At 68.7% G+C, this 17625-nt stretch carries 19 protein-coding genes; 5 read left to right on the top strand and 14 right to left on the bottom strand.

Features of this window, described 5'->3' with window-relative positions:
* Positions 1–2 precede the first annotated feature (2 nt).
* Together J2S53_RS02125 and J2S53_RS02120 are read left to right on the top strand one after the other, a co-directional pair.
* Positions 3–1094 (top strand): FecCD family ABC transporter permease, encoded by a 1092-nt coding sequence (locus J2S53_RS02125; RefSeq protein ID WP_456239518.1) that lies wholly within the window; start codon positions 3–5, stop codon positions 1092–1094.
* Between the two features lie 171 nt (positions 1095–1265).
* Entirely contained in the window at positions 1266–2063 is a 798-nt protein-coding gene (locus tag J2S53_RS02120) for an ABC transporter ATP-binding protein (protein ID WP_456239517.1), read from the top strand.
* A gap of 75 nt (positions 2064–2138) precedes the next feature.
* Here J2S53_RS02120 and lgt read toward each other — a convergent pair whose 3' ends face one another.
* The 6 genes from lgt to J2S53_RS02090 form a co-directional block, all read right to left on the bottom strand.
* Positions 2139–3200 (bottom strand): prolipoprotein diacylglyceryl transferase, encoded by a 1062-nt coding sequence (gene lgt / locus J2S53_RS02115; protein WP_456239516.1) that lies wholly within the window; start codon positions 3198–3200, stop codon positions 2139–2141.
* Positions 3201–3258: 58 nt separating this feature from the next.
* Positions 3259–4068, bottom strand: a complete 810-nt coding sequence (trpA, locus tag J2S53_RS02110) for a tryptophan synthase subunit alpha (protein ID WP_456239515.1) — start codon at positions 4066–4068, stop codon at positions 3259–3261.
* Positions 4065–5348: a tryptophan synthase subunit beta gene (gene trpB / locus J2S53_RS02105; protein WP_456239514.1), complete on the bottom strand. Its 1284-nt coding sequence runs from the start codon at positions 5346–5348 to the stop codon at positions 4065–4067. The genes trpA and trpB overlap by 4 nt, the downstream gene beginning before the upstream one ends.
* Positions 5349–5356: 8 nt before the next feature.
* A complete protein-coding gene (gene trpC, locus J2S53_RS02100; protein WP_092924680.1) occupies positions 5357–6169 on the bottom strand; it encodes an indole-3-glycerol phosphate synthase TrpC in 813 nt (270 codons plus the stop codon).
* A 303-nt stretch (positions 6170–6472) separates the two neighbouring features.
* On the bottom strand, positions 6473–7093 hold the full coding sequence (locus tag J2S53_RS02095; protein ID WP_456239513.1) for a Trp biosynthesis-associated membrane protein: 621 nt from the start codon (positions 7091–7093) through the stop codon (positions 6473–6475).
* 95 nt (positions 7094–7188) lie between these two features.
* A complete protein-coding gene (locus J2S53_RS02090; protein ID WP_456239512.1) occupies positions 7189–8820 on the bottom strand; it encodes an anthranilate synthase component I in 1632 nt (543 codons plus the stop codon).
* A gap of 87 nt (positions 8821–8907) precedes the next feature.
* Here J2S53_RS02090 and J2S53_RS02085 point away from each other — a divergent pair, with 87 nt between their 5' ends.
* Positions 8908–9546, top strand: a complete 639-nt coding sequence (locus J2S53_RS02085) for a TetR/AcrR family transcriptional regulator (protein WP_456239511.1) — start codon at positions 8908–8910, stop codon at positions 9544–9546.
* A 61-nt stretch (positions 9547–9607) separates the two neighbouring features.
* Here the strand turns inward: J2S53_RS02085 and hisI are convergent, their stop codons facing one another.
* From hisI to hisH, 5 genes are all read right to left on the bottom strand, one after another.
* Positions 9608–9994: a phosphoribosyl-AMP cyclohydrolase gene (gene hisI / locus J2S53_RS02080; RefSeq protein ID WP_456239510.1), complete on the bottom strand. Its 387-nt coding sequence runs from the start codon at positions 9992–9994 to the stop codon at positions 9608–9610.
* Positions 9991–10764: an imidazole glycerol phosphate synthase subunit HisF gene (gene hisF / locus J2S53_RS02075; protein ID WP_456239509.1), complete on the bottom strand. Its 774-nt coding sequence runs from the start codon at positions 10762–10764 to the stop codon at positions 9991–9993. Before hisF ends, hisI begins: the two co-directional genes overlap by 4 nt.
* A 150-nt stretch (positions 10765–10914) precedes the next feature.
* Positions 10915–11649: a bifunctional 1-(5-phosphoribosyl)-5-((5-phosphoribosylamino)methylideneamino)imidazole-4-carboxamide isomerase/phosphoribosylanthranilate isomerase PriA gene (gene priA / locus J2S53_RS02070; RefSeq protein ID WP_092977541.1), complete on the bottom strand. Its 735-nt coding sequence runs from the start codon at positions 11647–11649 to the stop codon at positions 10915–10917.
* Between the two features lie 77 nt (positions 11650–11726).
* Positions 11727–11942, bottom strand: coding sequence for a hypothetical protein (locus J2S53_RS02065; RefSeq protein WP_245780115.1), 216 nt, complete (start codon positions 11940–11942; stop codon positions 11727–11729).
* Complete coding sequence (gene hisH, locus J2S53_RS02060) at positions 11939–12568, bottom strand: imidazole glycerol phosphate synthase subunit HisH (protein WP_456239508.1); 630 nt, start codon at positions 12566–12568, stop codon at positions 11939–11941. Before hisH ends, J2S53_RS02065 begins: the two co-directional genes overlap by 4 nt.
* 132 nt (positions 12569–12700) lie before the next feature.
* On the opposite strand from hisH, the gene soxR reads away from it, so the two are divergent.
* Positions 12701–13162 carry a redox-sensitive transcriptional activator SoxR gene (gene soxR, locus J2S53_RS02055; protein ID WP_092977545.1) on the top strand — a complete coding sequence of 154 codons (462 nt, stop codon included), beginning with the start codon at positions 12701–12703 and terminating at the stop codon, positions 13160–13162.
* 5 nt (positions 13163–13167) lie between these two features.
* Here the strand turns inward: soxR and J2S53_RS02050 are convergent, their stop codons facing one another.
* On the bottom strand, positions 13168–13866 hold the full coding sequence (locus J2S53_RS02050) for a response regulator (protein ID WP_456239507.1): 699 nt from the start codon (positions 13864–13866) through the stop codon (positions 13168–13170).
* A gap of 238 nt (positions 13867–14104) precedes the next feature.
* A complete protein-coding gene (locus tag J2S53_RS02045; RefSeq protein ID WP_456242675.1) occupies positions 14105–15751 on the bottom strand; it encodes a sensor histidine kinase in 1647 nt (548 codons plus the stop codon).
* 237 nt (positions 15752–15988) lie between these two features.
* Here J2S53_RS02045 and J2S53_RS02040 point away from each other — a divergent pair, with 237 nt between their 5' ends.
* Positions 15989–17359 carry a GntP family permease gene (locus J2S53_RS02040; RefSeq protein WP_456239506.1) on the top strand — a complete coding sequence of 457 codons (1371 nt, stop codon included), beginning with the start codon at positions 15989–15991 and terminating at the stop codon, positions 17357–17359.
* Between the two features lie 64 nt (positions 17360–17423).
* Here J2S53_RS02040 and J2S53_RS02035 read toward each other — a convergent pair whose 3' ends face one another.
* On the bottom strand, positions 17424–17579 hold the full coding sequence (locus J2S53_RS02035) for a hypothetical protein (RefSeq protein WP_175496699.1): 156 nt from the start codon (positions 17577–17579) through the stop codon (positions 17424–17426).
* Between the last annotated feature and the right edge of the window lie 46 nt (positions 17580–17625).

Genomic DNA, 17625 nt, shown 5'->3' with positions numbered 1-17625 from the left:
CGATGCGCGATTCGCGAACCCTGCCCGCCGGGACGCTCGAAACTCCCGCGACCTCCGCACAGCGGCCCCGGCGAGCACGCGGCAGCAGGCTGCGGCCGCGTCACCTGCTGATCGGTATCGCCGCGCTCGCCGTACTGGTACTGGTCTCGGTGCTGACCGGGGCCGCGGATCTGGGGTGGCAACGGGTACTCGCCGAACTCGGCGCCCAGCTCACCGGTGGTGTCTCGCCGTTGTCCGAACGTGAGGCGGCGATACTGTGGCAGTTGCGCGTACCTCGGGTGGTACTGGCCGTTCTCGTCGGAGCCGCCCTGGCCGTCTCCGGAGCGGCGTTCCAGGGAGTGTTTCGCAATCCGCTGGCCGATCCCTACCTGCTGGGAGCGGCCTCCGGTGCGGGACTGAGCGTGACCGTCGTGGTGACGGCGGTTCCACAGGTCACTCTCGGCAGTACCGGTCTGGCGCAGGTGGCCGCGTTCCTCGGAGCGCTGGGCGGGGTCGGGCTGACCTGGCTGATCGGACGCTCGGCCGGACCGGACACGGCCACGCTGGTACTGGCGGGCGTGGCGGTCAGTGCGTTCCTCACAGCCGCGCAGACCTTCGTGCAACAGCTGCGCGTGGAATCGCTGCAACGGGTCTACATGTGGCTGCTGGGCAGGCTGAGCACCAGTGGATGGCACGAGGTGCTGACGGTAGTCCCCGGATTGTGTCTGGCCACGGTGGTGCTGTGCGCGTGCGGACGGTTGCTGGACCTGCTGGGCACCGGTGACGAGGAAGCGGCGGCGCTGGGGGTGCGCCCTGGCAGGGTACGCGCCCTGGTTCTGGTGGCCGCTTCGCTGGCCACCGCCTCAGCGGTGTCGGTGGCCGGGCTGATCGGTTTCGTGGGATTGGTCGTTCCGCATCTGGTACGGCTGGCTCTCGGTGGCAGCTACCGGGTCATCGTGCCGGTGTCCCTGCTGTTCGGCGGGGCCTTCCTCGTCGGTGCGGACATGCTGGCCCGGACGGTCATGGCCCCCGCCGAACTGCCGATCGGCGTGATCACGGCGTTCACCGGTGCGCCCTTCTTCGCGCTGTTGCTGCACACCAGCCGACGGCGATGATCCCGGTTGTGCCCCGCCCGGGGGGCGTCCCCGCGGCGAGGAACGCCGTCGCGGGGACAAGCGCCCCACTCGTCGACAGGCGCGGCGGCCCCGGGAAGGACGAAGGAACTCTGCCACACCGAGCGATACGAGTCGGAACATCAACCGGAAGTCAATCAGAAAGCTGTTCGAATGAGCCTCGTGGAACTCGACGGGCTGAGCGCGGGGTACCGCGGCAGTCCCGTGCTGTCGGACGTCTCGACAGCGATCGGTGCGGGCGGCTGGCTCGGTGTGATCGGACCGAACGGCTCCGGCAAGTCCACGCTGCTCAAGGCGATGCTCGGACTGGTGCACCACGGCGGGACCGTGACGGTGGATGGTCGCCGCGTCAGCAGGCTCCGGCAGCGTGAGCGGGCGAAGCTGCTCGGATACGCCCCGCAGCTACCGCAGCTACCGGTCGGCATGACCGTCACCGACTACGTGCTGCTGGGGCGCACGCCCTACACCGGCCTGCTGGGACGGGAGAGCACCAGGGACCTCGACATCGTCGCCGAGGTGCTGGAACGGCTCGACCTGATCGATCTCGCGGAACGAGTGCTGTCCGACCTTTCCGGTGGCGAACGGCAGCGCGCGGTCCTGGCACGGGCGCTGGCGCAACGCACCGGGGTGCTGCTGCTCGACGAGCCCACCACGGGACTGGACGTCGGACACGCGCAGGCGCTGCTGGACCTGGTCGACGAGCTACGCCACGAACGCGGCACCACCGTGGTGACCACACTGCACGACCTGACCATGGCGGGGCAGTACGCCGAGCACCTGCTGCTGCTCGAGCACGGCAGGGTGAGCGCCGAGGGCGCTCCGGAGGAGGTGCTGACCACCGAGGTACTGCGCCGGCACTACGCGGCGCGGGTCTCGATTCTGCCGTTACCGGACGGTTCAACGGCCGTCACGCCCGTGCGGGAGTCGACGCGCCGCCCCGGGGAAGGGTGACGGACCGACCCGTCCGGCCACGCACGCGTCACCGCCGGCCCGATTCCGGCACGGCGGGTGTGCGCGGAGTCGCGGCTAACGTTGCCCGTCGTCGCCGCTCCCGGGCTCACCCCGCCGCGCGTTCTCGGAGGTTCCGGAATCCGGTTCGGAACCGGACCGCCGCTCGTCGGTGCTCTCACGGGAGTCGTTCGGCGGCGTCGCCACCTCGGCCGGAGTGTCGGGAGGAGTCGCTCCGTAGTCCGGGTCCCCGGGTAACGGTTTGCCCAGCAACCGCTCGGGTTCCTCCCTGGAACGCCGGACCAGCAGCAGGTAGCCGACCGCCCCGAGGAAGACCAGTGCCGAGACGTAGACGTTGACCCGGATGCCGAGGTCGAACGGGGTGGAAGCCGGATCGGTACGCATCATCTCGATCCAGAACCGGCCCGCCGTGTAGCCGGCCACGTACAGTGCGAACACCCTGCCGTGCCCCAGCCGGAACCTGCGGTCGGCCCAGACGAGCAGCAGTGCGACCAACAGGTTCCACAGCAGCTCGTAGAGGAAGGTCGGGTGCACCACTTCGACGGGAACGTCGCTGACGGCCACACCGGTCACCGGATTCGGCTCGCGCTGGTATATCTCCAACCCCCACGGCAGGTCGGTCGGTCCGCCGTAGAGCTCCTGGTTGAAGTAGTTGCCCAGCCTTCCGATCGCCTGCGCGACCACCAGTCCCGGGGCGACGGCGTCGGCGAAGGCGGGCAGCGGGACGCCACGTCTCCTGCAACCGATCCAGGCACCGATGGCGCCCAGTGCCACGGCTCCCCAGATGCCGAGACCACCCTGCCAGATCTTGAAGACGTCCCACCACGGATTGGGGCTGTCCGGGCCGAAGTAGCGCCAGTAATCGGTGATCACATGGTAGATCCTGCCGCCGACCAGCCCGAACGGGACGGCGAAGACCGCGATGTCGGTGACGGCGCCCTTGCGCCCACCTCGGGCGACCCATCGCCGTTCCGACCAGAGGATCGCGACGACGATCCCCGCGATGATGCACAGGGCGTAGGCACGAATGGGGATCGGACCGACGTACCACACGCCCTGGGGCGGGCTGGGTATGTTGGCCAGATAGGTGGTCGCCGAGGCGGGTAGCGCGACAGTCACGCGACCACCGTAACGGGCGGCGGAGCGGGGAGCGCCACTGGCTCCGTGGTCGGTTCCGTCACGGGACCGGAGCGGAGTTCTTCCGGACGCCACGCCCGAGTTCGGCCGCGAACTCCGCGACTCCGGCCGTGCCGTCCTGCCTGGCACGGTCGATGAAGGCGGAGCCGACGATCACACCGTCGGCGAACTCCGCCACCTCGGCGGCGTGCTCGGCGGTGCGCACCCCCAGCCCCACGCCGACCGGCAGCTCGGTGTGCGCGCGGGTGCGCCGCACGAGTTCCCGGGCGGAACCGGAGACCGAGTCACGCGCACCGGTGACCCCCATTACCGACGCCGCGTAGAGGAACCCCGATCCCGCTCCGGCGGTCATCGCCAGTCTGCGTTCGGTGGAGGAGGGAGCGACCAGGAAGATCCGGTCGAGCCGGTGCTGCCGTGCCGCGGCCAGCCACTCGTCGGCCTCGTCGGGCACCAGGTCCGGAGTGATCACACCGAGGCCGCCCGCGGCCGCGAGGTCCCGCGCGAAGGCGTCGGGGCCGTAGTGGTGCACCGGATTCCAGTAGGTCATCACCACCGGAGCGGCTCCCGTCTCGGCGACCGCCGAGACGATGTCGAACAACTGGCGGACCCGGAACCCGTTGCGCAGGGCCTCACCGCTGGCGGCCTGGATGGTGGGGCCGTCCATGACCGGATCCGAGTAGGGAATACCGATCTCGACGACGTCACAGCCGGGGGTGTCACCGTCACCGCGCACCATGGCGCGGAACAACTCGACGCTGTCGGGGACGGTGGGAAACCCCGCGGGCAGATAACCGATCAGGGCCGCGCGTCGCTGGGCCGCGCAGTCGCGGAATACCTCGTGCAGACTCACCGCTGGTCCTCTCCCGTGATCCCGGCCTCGGGCACGAGACCGAAGTACTGCGCGGCAGTGTCCATGTCCTTGTCACCCCGCCCGGAAAGGTTGACCACGAGCACGGCCTCCGGGCCGAGTTCCGCACCGAGCCGGAGAGCACCGGCCAACGCGTGCGCCGACTCGATGGCCGGGATGATGCCTTCGGTACGGGACAGCAGTCGGAACGCGTGCATCGCCTCGTCATCGGTGACGGCGCGGTACTCCGCACGCCCGGTGTCGGCCAGCCAGGCGTGCTCGGGTCCCACACCGGGATAGTCCAGTCCTGCCGATATCGAGTACGCCTCAGCGATCTGGCCGTCCTCGTCCTGCAGCAGATAGGACCTGGCACCGTGCAGCGTGCCGGGCGTCCCACTGGTGAGCGCGGCACCGTGCTCACCACTGTCGAGGCCGTGACCACCGGCCTCCATGCCCACCAGTCGCACCCCGGGGTCGTCGATGAAGCCGTGGAAGATCCCGATGGCGTTGGATCCCCCACCCACACAGGCGACCACCGCGTCGGGCAGCCCACCGGTGTGTCGCAGTACCTGCTCCCTGCTCTCCTCGCCGATGATCCTGTGCAGGTTGCGGACCATGAGGGGGAACGGGTGGGCACCGGCCGCGGTGCCGAGCAGGTAGTGCGTGTCGGCGACGTTGGCCACCCAGTCGCGGAGTGCTTCGTTGATCGCGTCCTTGAGGGTGGCCGAACCGGTGTCGACGGGACGAACCTCGGCCCCGAGCAACCGCATCCGGGCCACGTTGAGGGCCTGCCGCTCGGTGTCGGTGGCTCCCATGTACACGACACAGTCCAGGTCGAGCAGCGCACAGGCCGTGGCGGTGGCGACACCGTGCTGGCCCGCGCCGGTCTCGGCGATCACGCGGCGTTTGCCCATTCGCTTGACCAGCAGGGCCTGCCCCAGCACATTGTTGATCTTGTGGGATCCGGTGTGGTTGAGGTCCTCCCGCTTGAGGAAGACCCGAGCACCGCCCGCGTGGGCACCGAATCGTTCGGCCTCGGTAAGCGGTGAGGGCCTGCCCGCGTAGTCGCGCAACAGCCGTTCGAGCTCGGCGACGAACTCCGGATCGTTACGAGCCTTCTCGTACTCATCGGCCAGCTCGTCCTGTGCCGCTATCAGTGCCTCGGGCATGAAGCGGCCCCCGTAGGAACCGAAGTGCCCACCGGAATCGGGATCGTGCCCGTGGGGGTTCGCCTCCTCCGGAGTCGCGGCTCGCCGCGCGGTGTCGGAGTCTCGTGCTGTCATCCGGCTTCCTATCCGCGGCTGGGACGCGGGCAGGCGGGGTGCGAGCCCGCCGTGACCAACTGTGTCAACGCCGCACGTGGATTGTCACTGCTGACCAGCCCTTCGCCCACCAGCACCGCGTCGGCGCCGGAACCGGCGTAGGCCATCAGATCGCTCGGCCCCCGCACCCCGGATTCCGCGATCTTGATGACCCCGGCGGGCAGCCCCGGAGCGATGCGACCGAACACGTCGCGGTCGACTTCCAGGGTGTGCAGGTCACGCGCGTTGATTCCGATGATCTTGCCACCGGCCGCGAGCGCGCGATCGGCCTCCTCCGCGGTGTGCACCTCGACCAGGGCCATCATCCCGAGTGACTCCACTCGGTCCAGCAGCGCTTCGAGGGCGTTCTGCTCCAGGGCCGCGACGATGAGCAGCACCATGTCGGCACCGTGCGCACGGGCCTCGTGCACCTGGTAGGGACTGACGATGAAGTCCTTCCGCAGCAGCGGCGCGTTCACCCGGGCACGCACCGCGTCCAGGTCCCGCAGCGAACCCCCGAAACGACGCTGTTCGGTGAGCACGCTGATTATGCGGGCACCCGACTCGTAGTATCCGGCGGCGAGATCGGCGGGTTCGGCGATGTCGGCCAGCTCTCCCTTCGAGGGACTGCGCCGCTTCACCTCCGCGATCACGCCGACACCGGGCTCGTGCAGTGCCGCCCAGACGTCCTTGGGTGGTTGTGCGGCCGCCGAAAGCTGCTTGATCTCCTCGAACGGGACCTCCGCCTCACGGGCGGCCAGGTCCTGCCGAACATCGTCGATGATCGCGTCCAAAACACTCACGAGGCCACCTCGCACAGGGCCGGCCGGACACTTACTCGCAGGTGGCAATACGCGCGGATCGTCCTATCGCGCTCGATCACGACACTCCCCTTCCCCGCCGTGCCGGTCGCGGTACCGATGCTAAACCCGTTCAGTGTGAACCCCGCCGCAGGGGGCGGAACAATGTCCCAGCGCATCAAGGACCTTGGTCCCTGGTCGACGCGCGCTCCCGTTGTCAGGAAAGCCCCGCACCGGGAAAAACACAGTTCTCTCACGGGCTCGGAGCACTCCGTCCCCGAACCGTGACCGGCCCTCGGCCGGGAATCAACCGTTCTCGTATCCGTCACCCGCTTCGGTGGGGTCACGCCCTTCGTCCAGATCCTCCCAGAGACGCCGGTCCGGATCACGGGTTTCCCGCGCTTCGGCGGGTGCGGAGTACTTGGCCCCCATGGCCGGCATCCGCCGGGCGGCGAGCATCACCGCCAAACCGCACAGCAGGAGCACGAGCGCCGCGCCTCCCATCAGTGCGGGACCGTAGGGCAGGACCCCACGCACCTCCAGCGGTTCGCTGCCCGGCGCGGCGCCGGGCAGCTCGGAAACGCCTCGGGGCCCCGCCAACCAGCCGAACAGGCGCCATCCCAGCAGAACCGCCTCGAGGACGATGATCAGACCGATCAACCGACGCAGCAGACCACCGGTCGCCAGCACGGCGGCGATCGCCGCCAGGGTGGCCAGTGCGAGCGGGGTGAGCTCGGGCCGAATCGCCTCACCGGCCACTCGTGCCACGTCGGCCCCGGAGAACGGTGTCCGGTAACGCTGCCGGATCCACACCGCTGAACTCGCCGCCCACAGCCCGACGGCGACGGCAAGCATGCCGATGACGCACGAGACCAACAACCGGCGGCCCGTCGCGCTCCGCCCGGTTGACTCCTGTCGGTTGATCAAGCCGGTTTCACACTCCCGTCTCGGGATCTGAGGGTCGGTGTCTCGGGAAGCCGGACCTCCGGCCGATCCGGTTGCCCGTGGTCGGGTGGAAGCCATCACTTCGGAAGCGGGCCTCCCGACTCCGGGGACGGAGTGCCGGCTCGGAACTCGTCGACGCGGCCGTCGGGTGTGGTGTCGATCCGGGCAACCGGTTCGTCCGCCGGGCGGCGGAGTGTCCCCGCGGTGGCTACGGCATTGAGCACCGCCCTGGCCTTGTTCAGGCACTCCTGGTCCTCGGCCACCGGGTCCGAGTCGGCGACGATACCGCCGCCAGCCTGCACGTACGCGATGCCGTGCCGCAGCAGCGCGGTGCGGATGGCGATGGCCGTGTCGGCGTTGCCCGCGAAATCGAAGTAGCCGACCACTCCGCCGTACTGCGCACGCCGTGTCGGCTCCAGCTCCTCGATTATCCGCATGGCACGAGGCTTGGGCGCCCCGGACAGCGTGCCCGCGGGGAAACAGGCGGTCACCGCGTCGAGCGCGTTGTGGTCCTCCGCGAGCTCACCGGTGACCGAGGAGACGATGTGCATGACGTGGCTGTAGCGCTCCACGCGGAAGAACTCCACGGGGTGCACCGATCCGGGACGACACACCCTTCCCAGGTCGTTGCGGGCCAGATCGACGAGCATGAGGTGCTCGGCACGCTCCTTCTCGTCGTTGATGAGTTCCTTTTCGAGGGCCACGTCCTCGTCCTCGTCGGCGCCCCGCCACCTGGTACCGGCGATGGGATAGGTAGTGGCGTTGCCGTCCCGTACCTTGACCAACGACTCGGGGCTGGATCCCACGATGTCGAACGGCTGGTCATCGGCGGGGTCGGGCAGCCGCAGCAGGTACATGTAGGGACTCGGATTGGTCGTGCGCAGTATCCGGTAGATGTCCAGCGCCTGCGCGTCGGTACGCATCTCGAAGCGCTGCGAGACGACCACCTGGAACGCCTCGCCCTCGTGGATCGCCTCCTTGGCTCGGCGCACCGCCTCCCGGTGTCGTTCGGAGTCGCGGTAGCGGGTGAACTCCGGCTCCGGCCGGGAAAAGGTCGCCACGGTGGAGGGCGCGGGGGCGTGCAACCGTCGTGTCATCTCGTCGAGCCTGGCTACGGCGTCGTCGTAGGCCGCGTCCACCCGCTCGGGGCTGTCGTCCCAGTTGACCGCGTTGGCGATCAACGTGACGGTTCCCTCGTGGTGATCCAGCGCGGCGAGATCGGTGGCGAAGAGCATCACCATCTCCGGGATACCGAGATCGTCCTCGGTCTCCTCCGGCAGGAGTTCGAACCTGCGGACGGTGTCGTAGCCGAGATAACCGACCATTCCGCCGGTCAGCGGCGGCAACCCGGGCAACGGATCGGTGTGCAACAGTCGCAGGGTCTCGCGGAGCGTAGTCATCGGGTCACCTTCGGTGGGCAACCCCGTCGGCGGTGTCCCCAGCCACTGCGATTCACCGTCACGCACCGTGAGAGCAGCGGCGCTGCGCACTCCCACGAAGGACCAGCGCGACCAGGAACGCCCGTTCTCCGCGGACTCGAACAGGAACGTCCCGGACTCGTTGCGCGCCAATTTGCGATACAGCCCGAGCGGCGTCTCGTCATCCGCGAGCAGTCGCCGCACGACCGGGATTACCCGGCGCCCCACGGCGAGCTCACGGAATTCGGCTCGCGATGGGCTGCTAGTGCCGATGTCACCGTCGCCGACCATGGCGTCATTGTCGCAGGCCGCCCACGACGGCTTACCGCGACTGACCGGAAGTTGCGGAAGACGCGACCCGACGGTGAGGATGAGATCGTGCGATCGGACAGCCACGACAACGAGGAGACCCGGCTGCGACGGGGCAGGCGTGGCGGTGATCGAAGTACCAGGGGCGAATTGCTCGAGGCGGCCCGAGCCGCGTTCATCGAGAACGGCTACGAGGGTGCCACCGTGCGGGGCATCGCGAGCCGGGCGGGCGTGGATCCCGCGATGGTGCGGCACTGGTTCGGTGGCAAGGAGGGACTGTTCACCGCGGCGGTGGCCATACCGATCGAGCCGGGAAAGGCGCTGCCGCTGCTGCTGGACGGCCCCGACGAGCGACTGGCGGAGCGGATGCTGGGGATGTTCCTGTCGGTTTGGGACGAAGCGGGAGGCGGCGAGTTCACCGCGCTGATACGCAGCCTGTCCGTGCGGGACAGCGCGGTACGCATGTTGCGGGAGTTCCTCAGCACCGCGCTGTTCGGCAGGCTGCTGCGTGAGCTGGGCTCCGACGAACCCGAGCTGCGTGCCACGCTGTGCGGATCACAGGTGGTCGGCCTGGGCATGATGCGCTACGTGGTACGCATGGAACCACTGGCCAGCGCCGACCACGAGACCGTGGTGGCTACCATCGCCCCCAGCCTGCAGCGTTACCTGACCGGATCGCTGCGACCGGACCGTTCGCGGACCCCGTGATCGGAGTCGCCGGGTGCGGGCACCGGTAACCGACCGTCCACGCGGCTCCTGTCTCGAGCGCTCACTCGGCGGCGGTCCCTACCTCGGAGCTCAACAGCACGTCGGACTCGAAACAGTCGGGGGCACCCGTGTGGCAGGCGGCGCCGTGCTGCTCCACGAGCAGCAGCACGGTGTCGCCGTCGCAGTCGAGCCGGACCTCGCGCACGTACTGCGTGTGGCCGGACGACTCGCCCTTGACCCAGTGCCTGGCGCGACTGCGCGAATAGTAGGTGGCGCGCCTGTCGCGCAGTGTGAGCCGCAGCGCCTCGTCATCCATCCAGGCCATCATCAGCACCCGACCGGTGTCGTGCTGTTGGGCCACGGCGGCGATCAACCCGTCCCCGTTGCGCTTGAGTCTCGCGGCGATCGCCGGGTCGAGGGTCTCTCCCTGACTTGCCGATGAGGTCATCGGACCGTGATCCCCTCCGCTCGCATGGCGTTCTTGACTTGCTCGATGGTCAGTTCACCGAAGTGGAAAACACTGGCGGCCAGTACGGCGTCCGCTCCGGCGTGCACGGCAGGCGCGAAGTGCCCCACCTCTCCCGCGCCACCACTCGCGATGAGCGGAACCCGGACGGCGGCACGCACGGCACGGATCATCTCCAGGTCGAACCCCGCCTTGGTGCCGTCCGCGTCCATGGAGTTGAGCAGTACCTCACCGACACCGAGTCGTTCGGCTCTGGCCGCCCACTCCACCGCGCAGATCCCGGTTCCCCTGCGACCGCCGTGCGTGGTGACCTCGAACCCGGAGGCGGTTTCCGTGCCGTCGGACGGAACCCTCCTGGCATCGACGGACAGCACCACGCACTGTGCGCCGAACCGGCGCGACGCCGTGCGGAGAAGTTCCGGATCGGCGATCGCCGCGGTGTTGAGGCTGACCTTGTCCGCCCCGGCGCGGAGCAGCCGGTCCACGTCATCGGGCCCGCGCACCCCGCCTCCCACCGTCAGCGGAATGAAAACCTGGTCGGCCGTGCCACGAACCACGTCGTAGGTGGTTTCCCGGTCTGCGGAGGAGGCCGTGACGTCGAGGAAGGTCAGCTCGTCGGCCCACTCGCCGTCGTAGCGACGGGCCAACTCCACCGGATCCCCCGCATCGACCAGCCCGGTGAAATTGACTCCCTTGACCACTCGCCCCTGGTCGACGTCCAGACAGGGGATCACACGCACAGCGACCGCCATACCACCAGCATAAGTGTCCGCCGGTGGAGCGGTTCGCCGGCTTCGGTGACCCGTTTCGGCGATCGGGTGCGGGCGGGTTCGGAGGCCGAACGTCGTGGTGATTTCGCGCGGAATCACCACGACCGTGGTCGACGCCGCCGCTGCCCGTGCTCATCCCCTGACGGCTTCGAGTGCCTCGGGGAGGGTGAAGTTGCCCGCGTACAACGCCTTGCCCACGATCGAGCCCTCGAGCCCGAACGGCTCCAGCCCGGCGAGCGCGACCAGATCATCCACAGTGGAGACACCGCCGGAGGCCACCACCGGCGCGGACGTGTGCTCGCAGACGGCACGGAGCAACGACAGGTTCGGGCCGCCCAGCGTGCCGTCCTTGCTGACATCGGTGACCACGTAGCGACAGCAGCCGGCGGCGTCCAACCTGTCGAGCACCTCCCACAGGTCCCCGCCGTCGCGTGTCCAACCGCGCGCTGCCAACCGGTGGCCCCGCTCGCCGATCCGCACGTCCAGACCGACCGCGACGCGCTGACCGTGCTCGGCGACCACTCTCGCGGTCCACTCCGGATCCTCCAGCGCGGCCGTACCGAGGTTCACCCTGGCGCAACCGGTGTCCAGCGCGGCGCGCAACGAATCGTCGTCCCGGATACCACCGGAGAGCTCGACGTCGACGTCCAGTTTCGCGACCACGTCGGCGAGCAGTTCCCGGTTCGAGCCACGTCCGAAGGCGGCGTCCAGATCCACGAGGTGAACCCACTCCGCCCCCGCCCGCTGCCACGCCAACGCGGCTTGCAACGGATCCCCGTAGGAGGTCTCGGTGCCCGCGGCACCCTGCACCAGACGCACGGCCTGCCCATCGGCAACGTCAACAGCGGGAAGCAGCGTGAAAGTCACGTCCCAAGCCTACGACGAGCCGGCCACGACCACGCCGCCGGCCGTGACGGTGGTCGCGGCGGCCGAACCGGTCGCGCTCAGCGCCGCCCTCGCGAACGGCCACCCGAGTACAGCGCGGCCCCGACCGGAACAGCGAGCACCAGCAGAGACACGGAGATCACCAACCAGCCGGACACCCCTGCCGCCAGCAGCGACGTGGCGGCGAACCCGACGACCATGCCGAAGCACAGCACGAACGCCACCACTCTGGCTGCACCACCGGGACGCATCAGCCCGTGCCGACGTGCGCTCACAGCGTTTCCAACCAGTTACGCAGCAGGGCGCTTCCCGCGGCACCGGACTTCTCGGGATGGAACTGGGTCGCCATCAGGGCACCGTCCTCCACCGCGGCCAGGAACGGCTCGCCGTGTTCGGCCCACACCGATCTCCGCCGGCTACTCGGCTCTCCGGCGTGCTCCTCCCAGCCACGGGCGGCGAAGGAGTGGACGAAGTAGAACCTGGTGTCGGGGTCCATTCCGGCGAACAGCACGCTGTCGGAGGGCGCGGTCACCGTGTTCCACCCCATGTGGGGAAGCACCTCCGCCCGCAACGGTTCCACGGCACCCGGCCACCGGCCGACTCCCTCGGCGGACACGCCGTGCTCGACCCCTCGTTGGAACAGGATCTGCATCCCGACGCAGATACCGAGCACGGGCCGGTTCTCGGCCAGTCGCCGGTCGACGAGTTCGTCACCACCCACTTCGAGCAGCCCGCGCATGCAGGCGGAGAAGGCACCGACGCCGGGAACGACGAGACCGTCGGCTTCCATCGCCGTACGGTGATCGTCACTCACCTCGACTCGCGCACCCGCGTGTTCCAGGGCACGCTCGGCCGAACGAAGATTGCCGGATCCGTAGTCCAGTACGACGACTCGTGGCACGTGACCAGCCTACCCGCTCCCGGAACAGCCGCGTGCCAGGACGGCGCCTCCACCGCCGGGGCCACACCATACGCACCCGATCGAATTCGCGTAGTCGACCACTCCCACTGCCGCACTCGTTATGCTGGCGGAGTGTCGAAACCCGCCGCCAAGCTGACCATCGGTGAACTCGCCGAACGCAGTGGAATAGCGACCACGGCACTTCGGTTCTACGAAGACCGCGGGCTGATCAGGTCGACGCGCACGAGCGGCAACCAACGACGTTACGAGCGAAGCGTGCTGCGACGACTGGCGTTCATCCGCGCCGCCCAGCGCGTGGGATTGAGCCTGGAGGACATCGCGGACGCGCTGCGGACCCTGCCGGACGATCACGCTCCGAGCAGAGCGGACTGGGCGAAGCTGTCGGAGCGCTGGCGCGACGAGCTCGATGCCCGCATCGACGGGCTGCAACGGCTGCGGGACCGGCTCACCGGTTGCATCGGCTGCGGCTGTCTGTCGTTGAACACCTGCTCGCTGCACAACCCTGACGACTGGATGGCTGCCAGCGGCCCCGCCGCGCCACGGCTCCGGCCGAAATCCGACGGCGGGCTCTGAGCGACTCACGGAACCGCTCCGTCCGTGTCGTCGAGGTCGGCACGGTAGATCAGCTCGGGTCGTCCGACACCACCGTGTCTCGGCGACCGCCGTGCCATGTCGCGCTCGACCAGGTACTCCAGATACCTGCGCGCCGTCACCCGGGAAACACCGGCCAGTTTTCCCACCGTCCCGGCTGAGGCACCGTCCCCGCTCTCGCGCAGTGCCGACGCCACGGACGTCAGCGTCTGTTCGTCCATTCCCTTGGGCAGTTCCTGGCGCTCGTTGTCGCGCAGCGTGGCGAACACGCGATCGATCTCGTGCTGACCGTTGACGGCCCCGCCCCGGGACAGCTCGTCCCGGAACCGCGCGTAGTTGCGCAACTTCTCCCGCAGGGCCGCGAAGGTGAACGGTTTGAGCAGGTACTGCACGACGCCGCTGGAGACCGACTCGCGGACCCGGTCGAGATCACGCGCCGAGGTGACCGCTATGGCATCGGTCCTGCTGCCCCGGGTACGCAGCATCCTGCTGACCCGCAGTCCGTCCATGTCGGGCAGTCGCAGGTCGAGCAGCACGAGGTCCACAGCGGTGTGCGTCAGGAAACGCAGCGCTTCCTGACCGGTGCGGACACGCCCGACCACCCGAAATCCGGCGACGCCGTTGGCACAGGTCTCGTGTGCCTCACCGGCCACCTCGTCGTCCTCGACCACCAGCACCGAAATCATCCGAATTCCTCACCGCTACGTCACTTCCCGCCGGGCGAGGCGACCGCACCACCGCGACGGCGCGGGACCGCACGGCAGTCCGCTTCCTCGACCCGGCAACGGCAGCGGGAAGCATGTCACACGAGCGCACCGGTTGTCGTGCGGTTAGCGGTGGGAGGCGTTGTCCGTTCGGTTTCCACGGGGCGCTCTCGAGGAACCTCGCCCACTCTCCTGGCTGGTGGCTCACATCGGGCGAGGCTCACGTGTTACCCGGCTCGTCGGGCCGGGAGTACTCCAGCGGCAGTCGCACGGTGAAGACCGCGCCCCCCAGCCCCTCGGAACCGTTGCGTACCTCGATCCACCCACCGTGACGTCGCACGCTTCGTCCCACCAGCGCGAGTCCGATTCCTCGCCGCTCGTCCTTCCCGGAGTGCCCGTCGCGGAACAGCATCCGCGTGTCCTCGACATCGACTCCGGAACCGTTGTCGGCCACTCGCAGCGACAACGAGTCCCGCTCGGCACGAACGGTCACCGCCACCACGGGTGCCCGGTTCTCGGCCAGGAGCACCGCCTCCACCGCGTTGTCGATCAGATTGCCCAGAATGGTGACCAGATCGCGGGAACCGACGCGCGGCACCGAGGCGACGTGGGTGTCCTCGGTGATCCTGACCTCCACGCCACGCTCGCGCGCCTGGGCCGACTTGCCCAGCAACAGGGCGGTGAGCACAGGTTCGTCAACGGCGCCGACCACTCGATCCGTGAGCTGCTGCGCGGTGCGCAACTCCGAGGTAGCGAACTCCACCGCCTGTTCGGTACGACCGAGTTCGACCAGCGAAACTATGGTGTGCAGCCGGTTCGCCGACTCGTGTGCCCGCGAACGCAGTGATTCCGAGAATCCGCGCAGGGTGTCCAACTCGCGGTTCAGCGTGCGCAGCTCGGTATGGTCCCGCAGGGTGACGACGTTACCCAGCGCCCGGTCCGAGTGGGCGGCTTCGACGGTCACCAGCAGAACCCGGTCCTCGACGAGATGCGGTTCGTCCCGCACCGGCGCACCGTTCGACAGCACTCCGAGTAGCGCTCCGGGCAGCCCGAGGGAGTCGACCCGACGTCCCGCCACGTGTTCGCTCCCGAGTCCCAGCAGCGTCGCCGCTCCGTCGTTGCACAACGTCACGACCCCGTCGGGCGAGATCAGCAGCAGTCCTTCGCCGACCGTGTGCAGGACTGCTTCGTGGTACTCGTACATACCGCTCAGCTCGGCGGGAGTGAGCCCGTGGGTGTGGCCGCGCATGCGCACGCTGACCGCGTAGGTCGCCAGCCCACCGAACAGCAGGGCACCGCAGGCCACCAGCAGCAGGGCACGCAGCTGGTCCCGCAGCCTGCGGCTCAGTGCGCGAACCCTGATCCCCACGCTGACCAGCGCCCTGACCTCGCCCTGCCTGCCCACCACGGGAGCCACCGCCCGTACCGAAGGGCCCAGCGTGCCGGTGTAGGTCTCGGTGAACGTGTTCCCACGCAGTGCCGGTCCGATGTGCCCCCAGAACCGTTCCCCGATCCGCTGCGGCTCCGGATGGGTGTAGCGGATGCCGCGGGTGTTCATGATCGTCACGAAGTCCACGCCCGAGCGGGAGGTAACTCGCCGCGCCACCGGCTGTAATCGGGCGCTGGGATCGGCGGAGTCCAGCGCCGAACTCACCAGGGGAGTGGTCGCCAACGTCTCGGCCACGGCCCGCACCTCGTCCCGGGCGGCCTGCTGGTTCCGCGACCGTGCGCTGTACCAGGCCAGGTAGGCTCCCGACAGCACCACGACGAGCACGATCACGATCTGCAACACGAACAGTCGACGAGCCAGACTCCAGCGCGTGCCGCGATCGGCACGGTCACGGACACGACTCCGGTGGTCGACGATCACTACGGCTCTCCTGTCGGGACTGCGGTTGACACGGCTGCCGAAACCCCGGTTCGGCGGCGCGACGAGGGTTTTCGGCCACGGCTGTCCGAGTTTCCGAGCCGCCCGAACCGCGATCGGCCCGGTGAACGAAATGAACACAACGCTGACACCGCGTGGACATCGACCGATGGTTCCGAAACGACATTGCCAACCGCAACACGGTGTTAACCGTCGCGACCATGGAAGGCTGGGCAGTTGAACGAATCGCTGATTCTGTTGCACACCGGGGTGGCGATCGCGGGCACGATTCTGCTGATCCTCGCACTTCGGCTCGAACCGCTGATCGCGCTGCTGTGCGGCTCGCTCTATCTGGGGCTGGCCACCGGACTGGGATTCGGCGGCACCACCGAAGCGATCACCAGCGGCTTCGGCGGGATCATGACCGACATCGGCCTGTTGATCACCTTCGGCGTCCTACTCGGCTCGTTGCTCTCGGTCACCGGTGCGTTACGCCGGTTGACCGAGGGATTACTGCGGATCTTCGGCGCCGAACGGTCGCCGTACGTCTTCGGTACCGCGATGAGCAGTATCTTTCCGGCCATCTACACCGACGTGCTGCTCGTGCTGACGGCACCGCTGGGACGTTCCATCGCGCCGCGGATCAGACGGGACGGCAGGGCCGCTATGGGCGCCGCGCTGATCCTGGGATCGGAGCTGGGGCTGGTGCTGGTAGTCCCCGGCGCGGGAGCGTTGGCCGTGGCCGGTCTGCTGCAAGTCTCACTGGGCAGGATGCTGCTGTTCGGTCTGCTGGTGACGGTGCCCACGGCGCTCGTGACGATCTACCTCTACCGGCTGTTGCTGCGCGGTGGGCTGTGGAACGGTGACAAGGACGAACTGGCCGACGAGGAGCAGACCTCGGACGAGGAATCCGCCGGAGCCTCGGAAGGGACCGCCACGACCCCGGACGGGCAGGAACGGCGTCTCCCCGGGCTGGGGGTATCGCTGGCACCGCTGCTCATCACGATCCTGCTCATCGCGGGAGGCGGGATCGCCAAGGTGGCAGGCATCACCTCCGGGCCGCTGGCTTTCCTCGGTAGTCCGCTGGTGGCGCTGTTCATCGGAGTCGTCATCGCGTACTCGCTGGCCTGGGGCAGTGTCTCCCGGCAGGTGGCGAGCTCGGCCGTGGGGAACGGACTGCGGGAGTGCGGTCCCATCCTGATCATCACCGGCATCGGCGGTTCGCTGGGCGGAGTCATCTCCGCGACCGGCCTGGAGGACATCCTGGCGGGCTACTTCACCTCGAACGCGTTGTCGCCGTTGCTGCTGGCCTGGTTCATCGCGGTGGTGCTGCACGTGACGATCGGGTCGACCTCCGTAGCGGCGATCACCGCGGGCAGCGTGCTGGCACCGGCCCTCGGTGGCACGGACATCGCACCGCTGCTGATCGCTCTGGCAGCCGGTTCCGGAGCACTGTTCGCGGTGCACGTCAACAGCAACTTCTTCTGGATGTTCCAGCGGCTGTTCGGACTGACCACCCGGGGAACGCTGAAGACCTGCACCCTGGTGACGACGCTGGCATCGGTGGTCTCACTCGGATTCGTCCTGCTGTTGAGCGCGATGATCTGATCACGACCCACAGCGGTCAGCCCGGACGCTCGCGGCGCGGTCCTGCCACGTCGCGGGCCCGGCCTCACCACGACATCCAGAGCACTCCACCCGCCAGCGCCAGCACCGCACCCGCCGCGAGTATCACGGCGGGAACCCGCGCGGTCTTCCACATCGAGTAGGAACCGCCGGCCAGGAAGCCCGCGACCGCGAGCAGGATGATCGGCAGGAAGTCACGCACAGCGGGGCAAACCTCTCGTGGCGGTGTCGGCGGACAGTGGTCGGCA

The sequence above is a fragment of the Actinopolyspora lacussalsi genome, assembly GCA_030803735.1.
GTDB lineage: Bacteria > Actinomycetota > Actinomycetes > Mycobacteriales > Pseudonocardiaceae > Actinopolyspora > Actinopolyspora lacussalsi.
The sequence above is the reverse complement of the archived record's forward strand: the minus strand, read 5'-3'. Positions and strand labels throughout refer to the sequence as shown.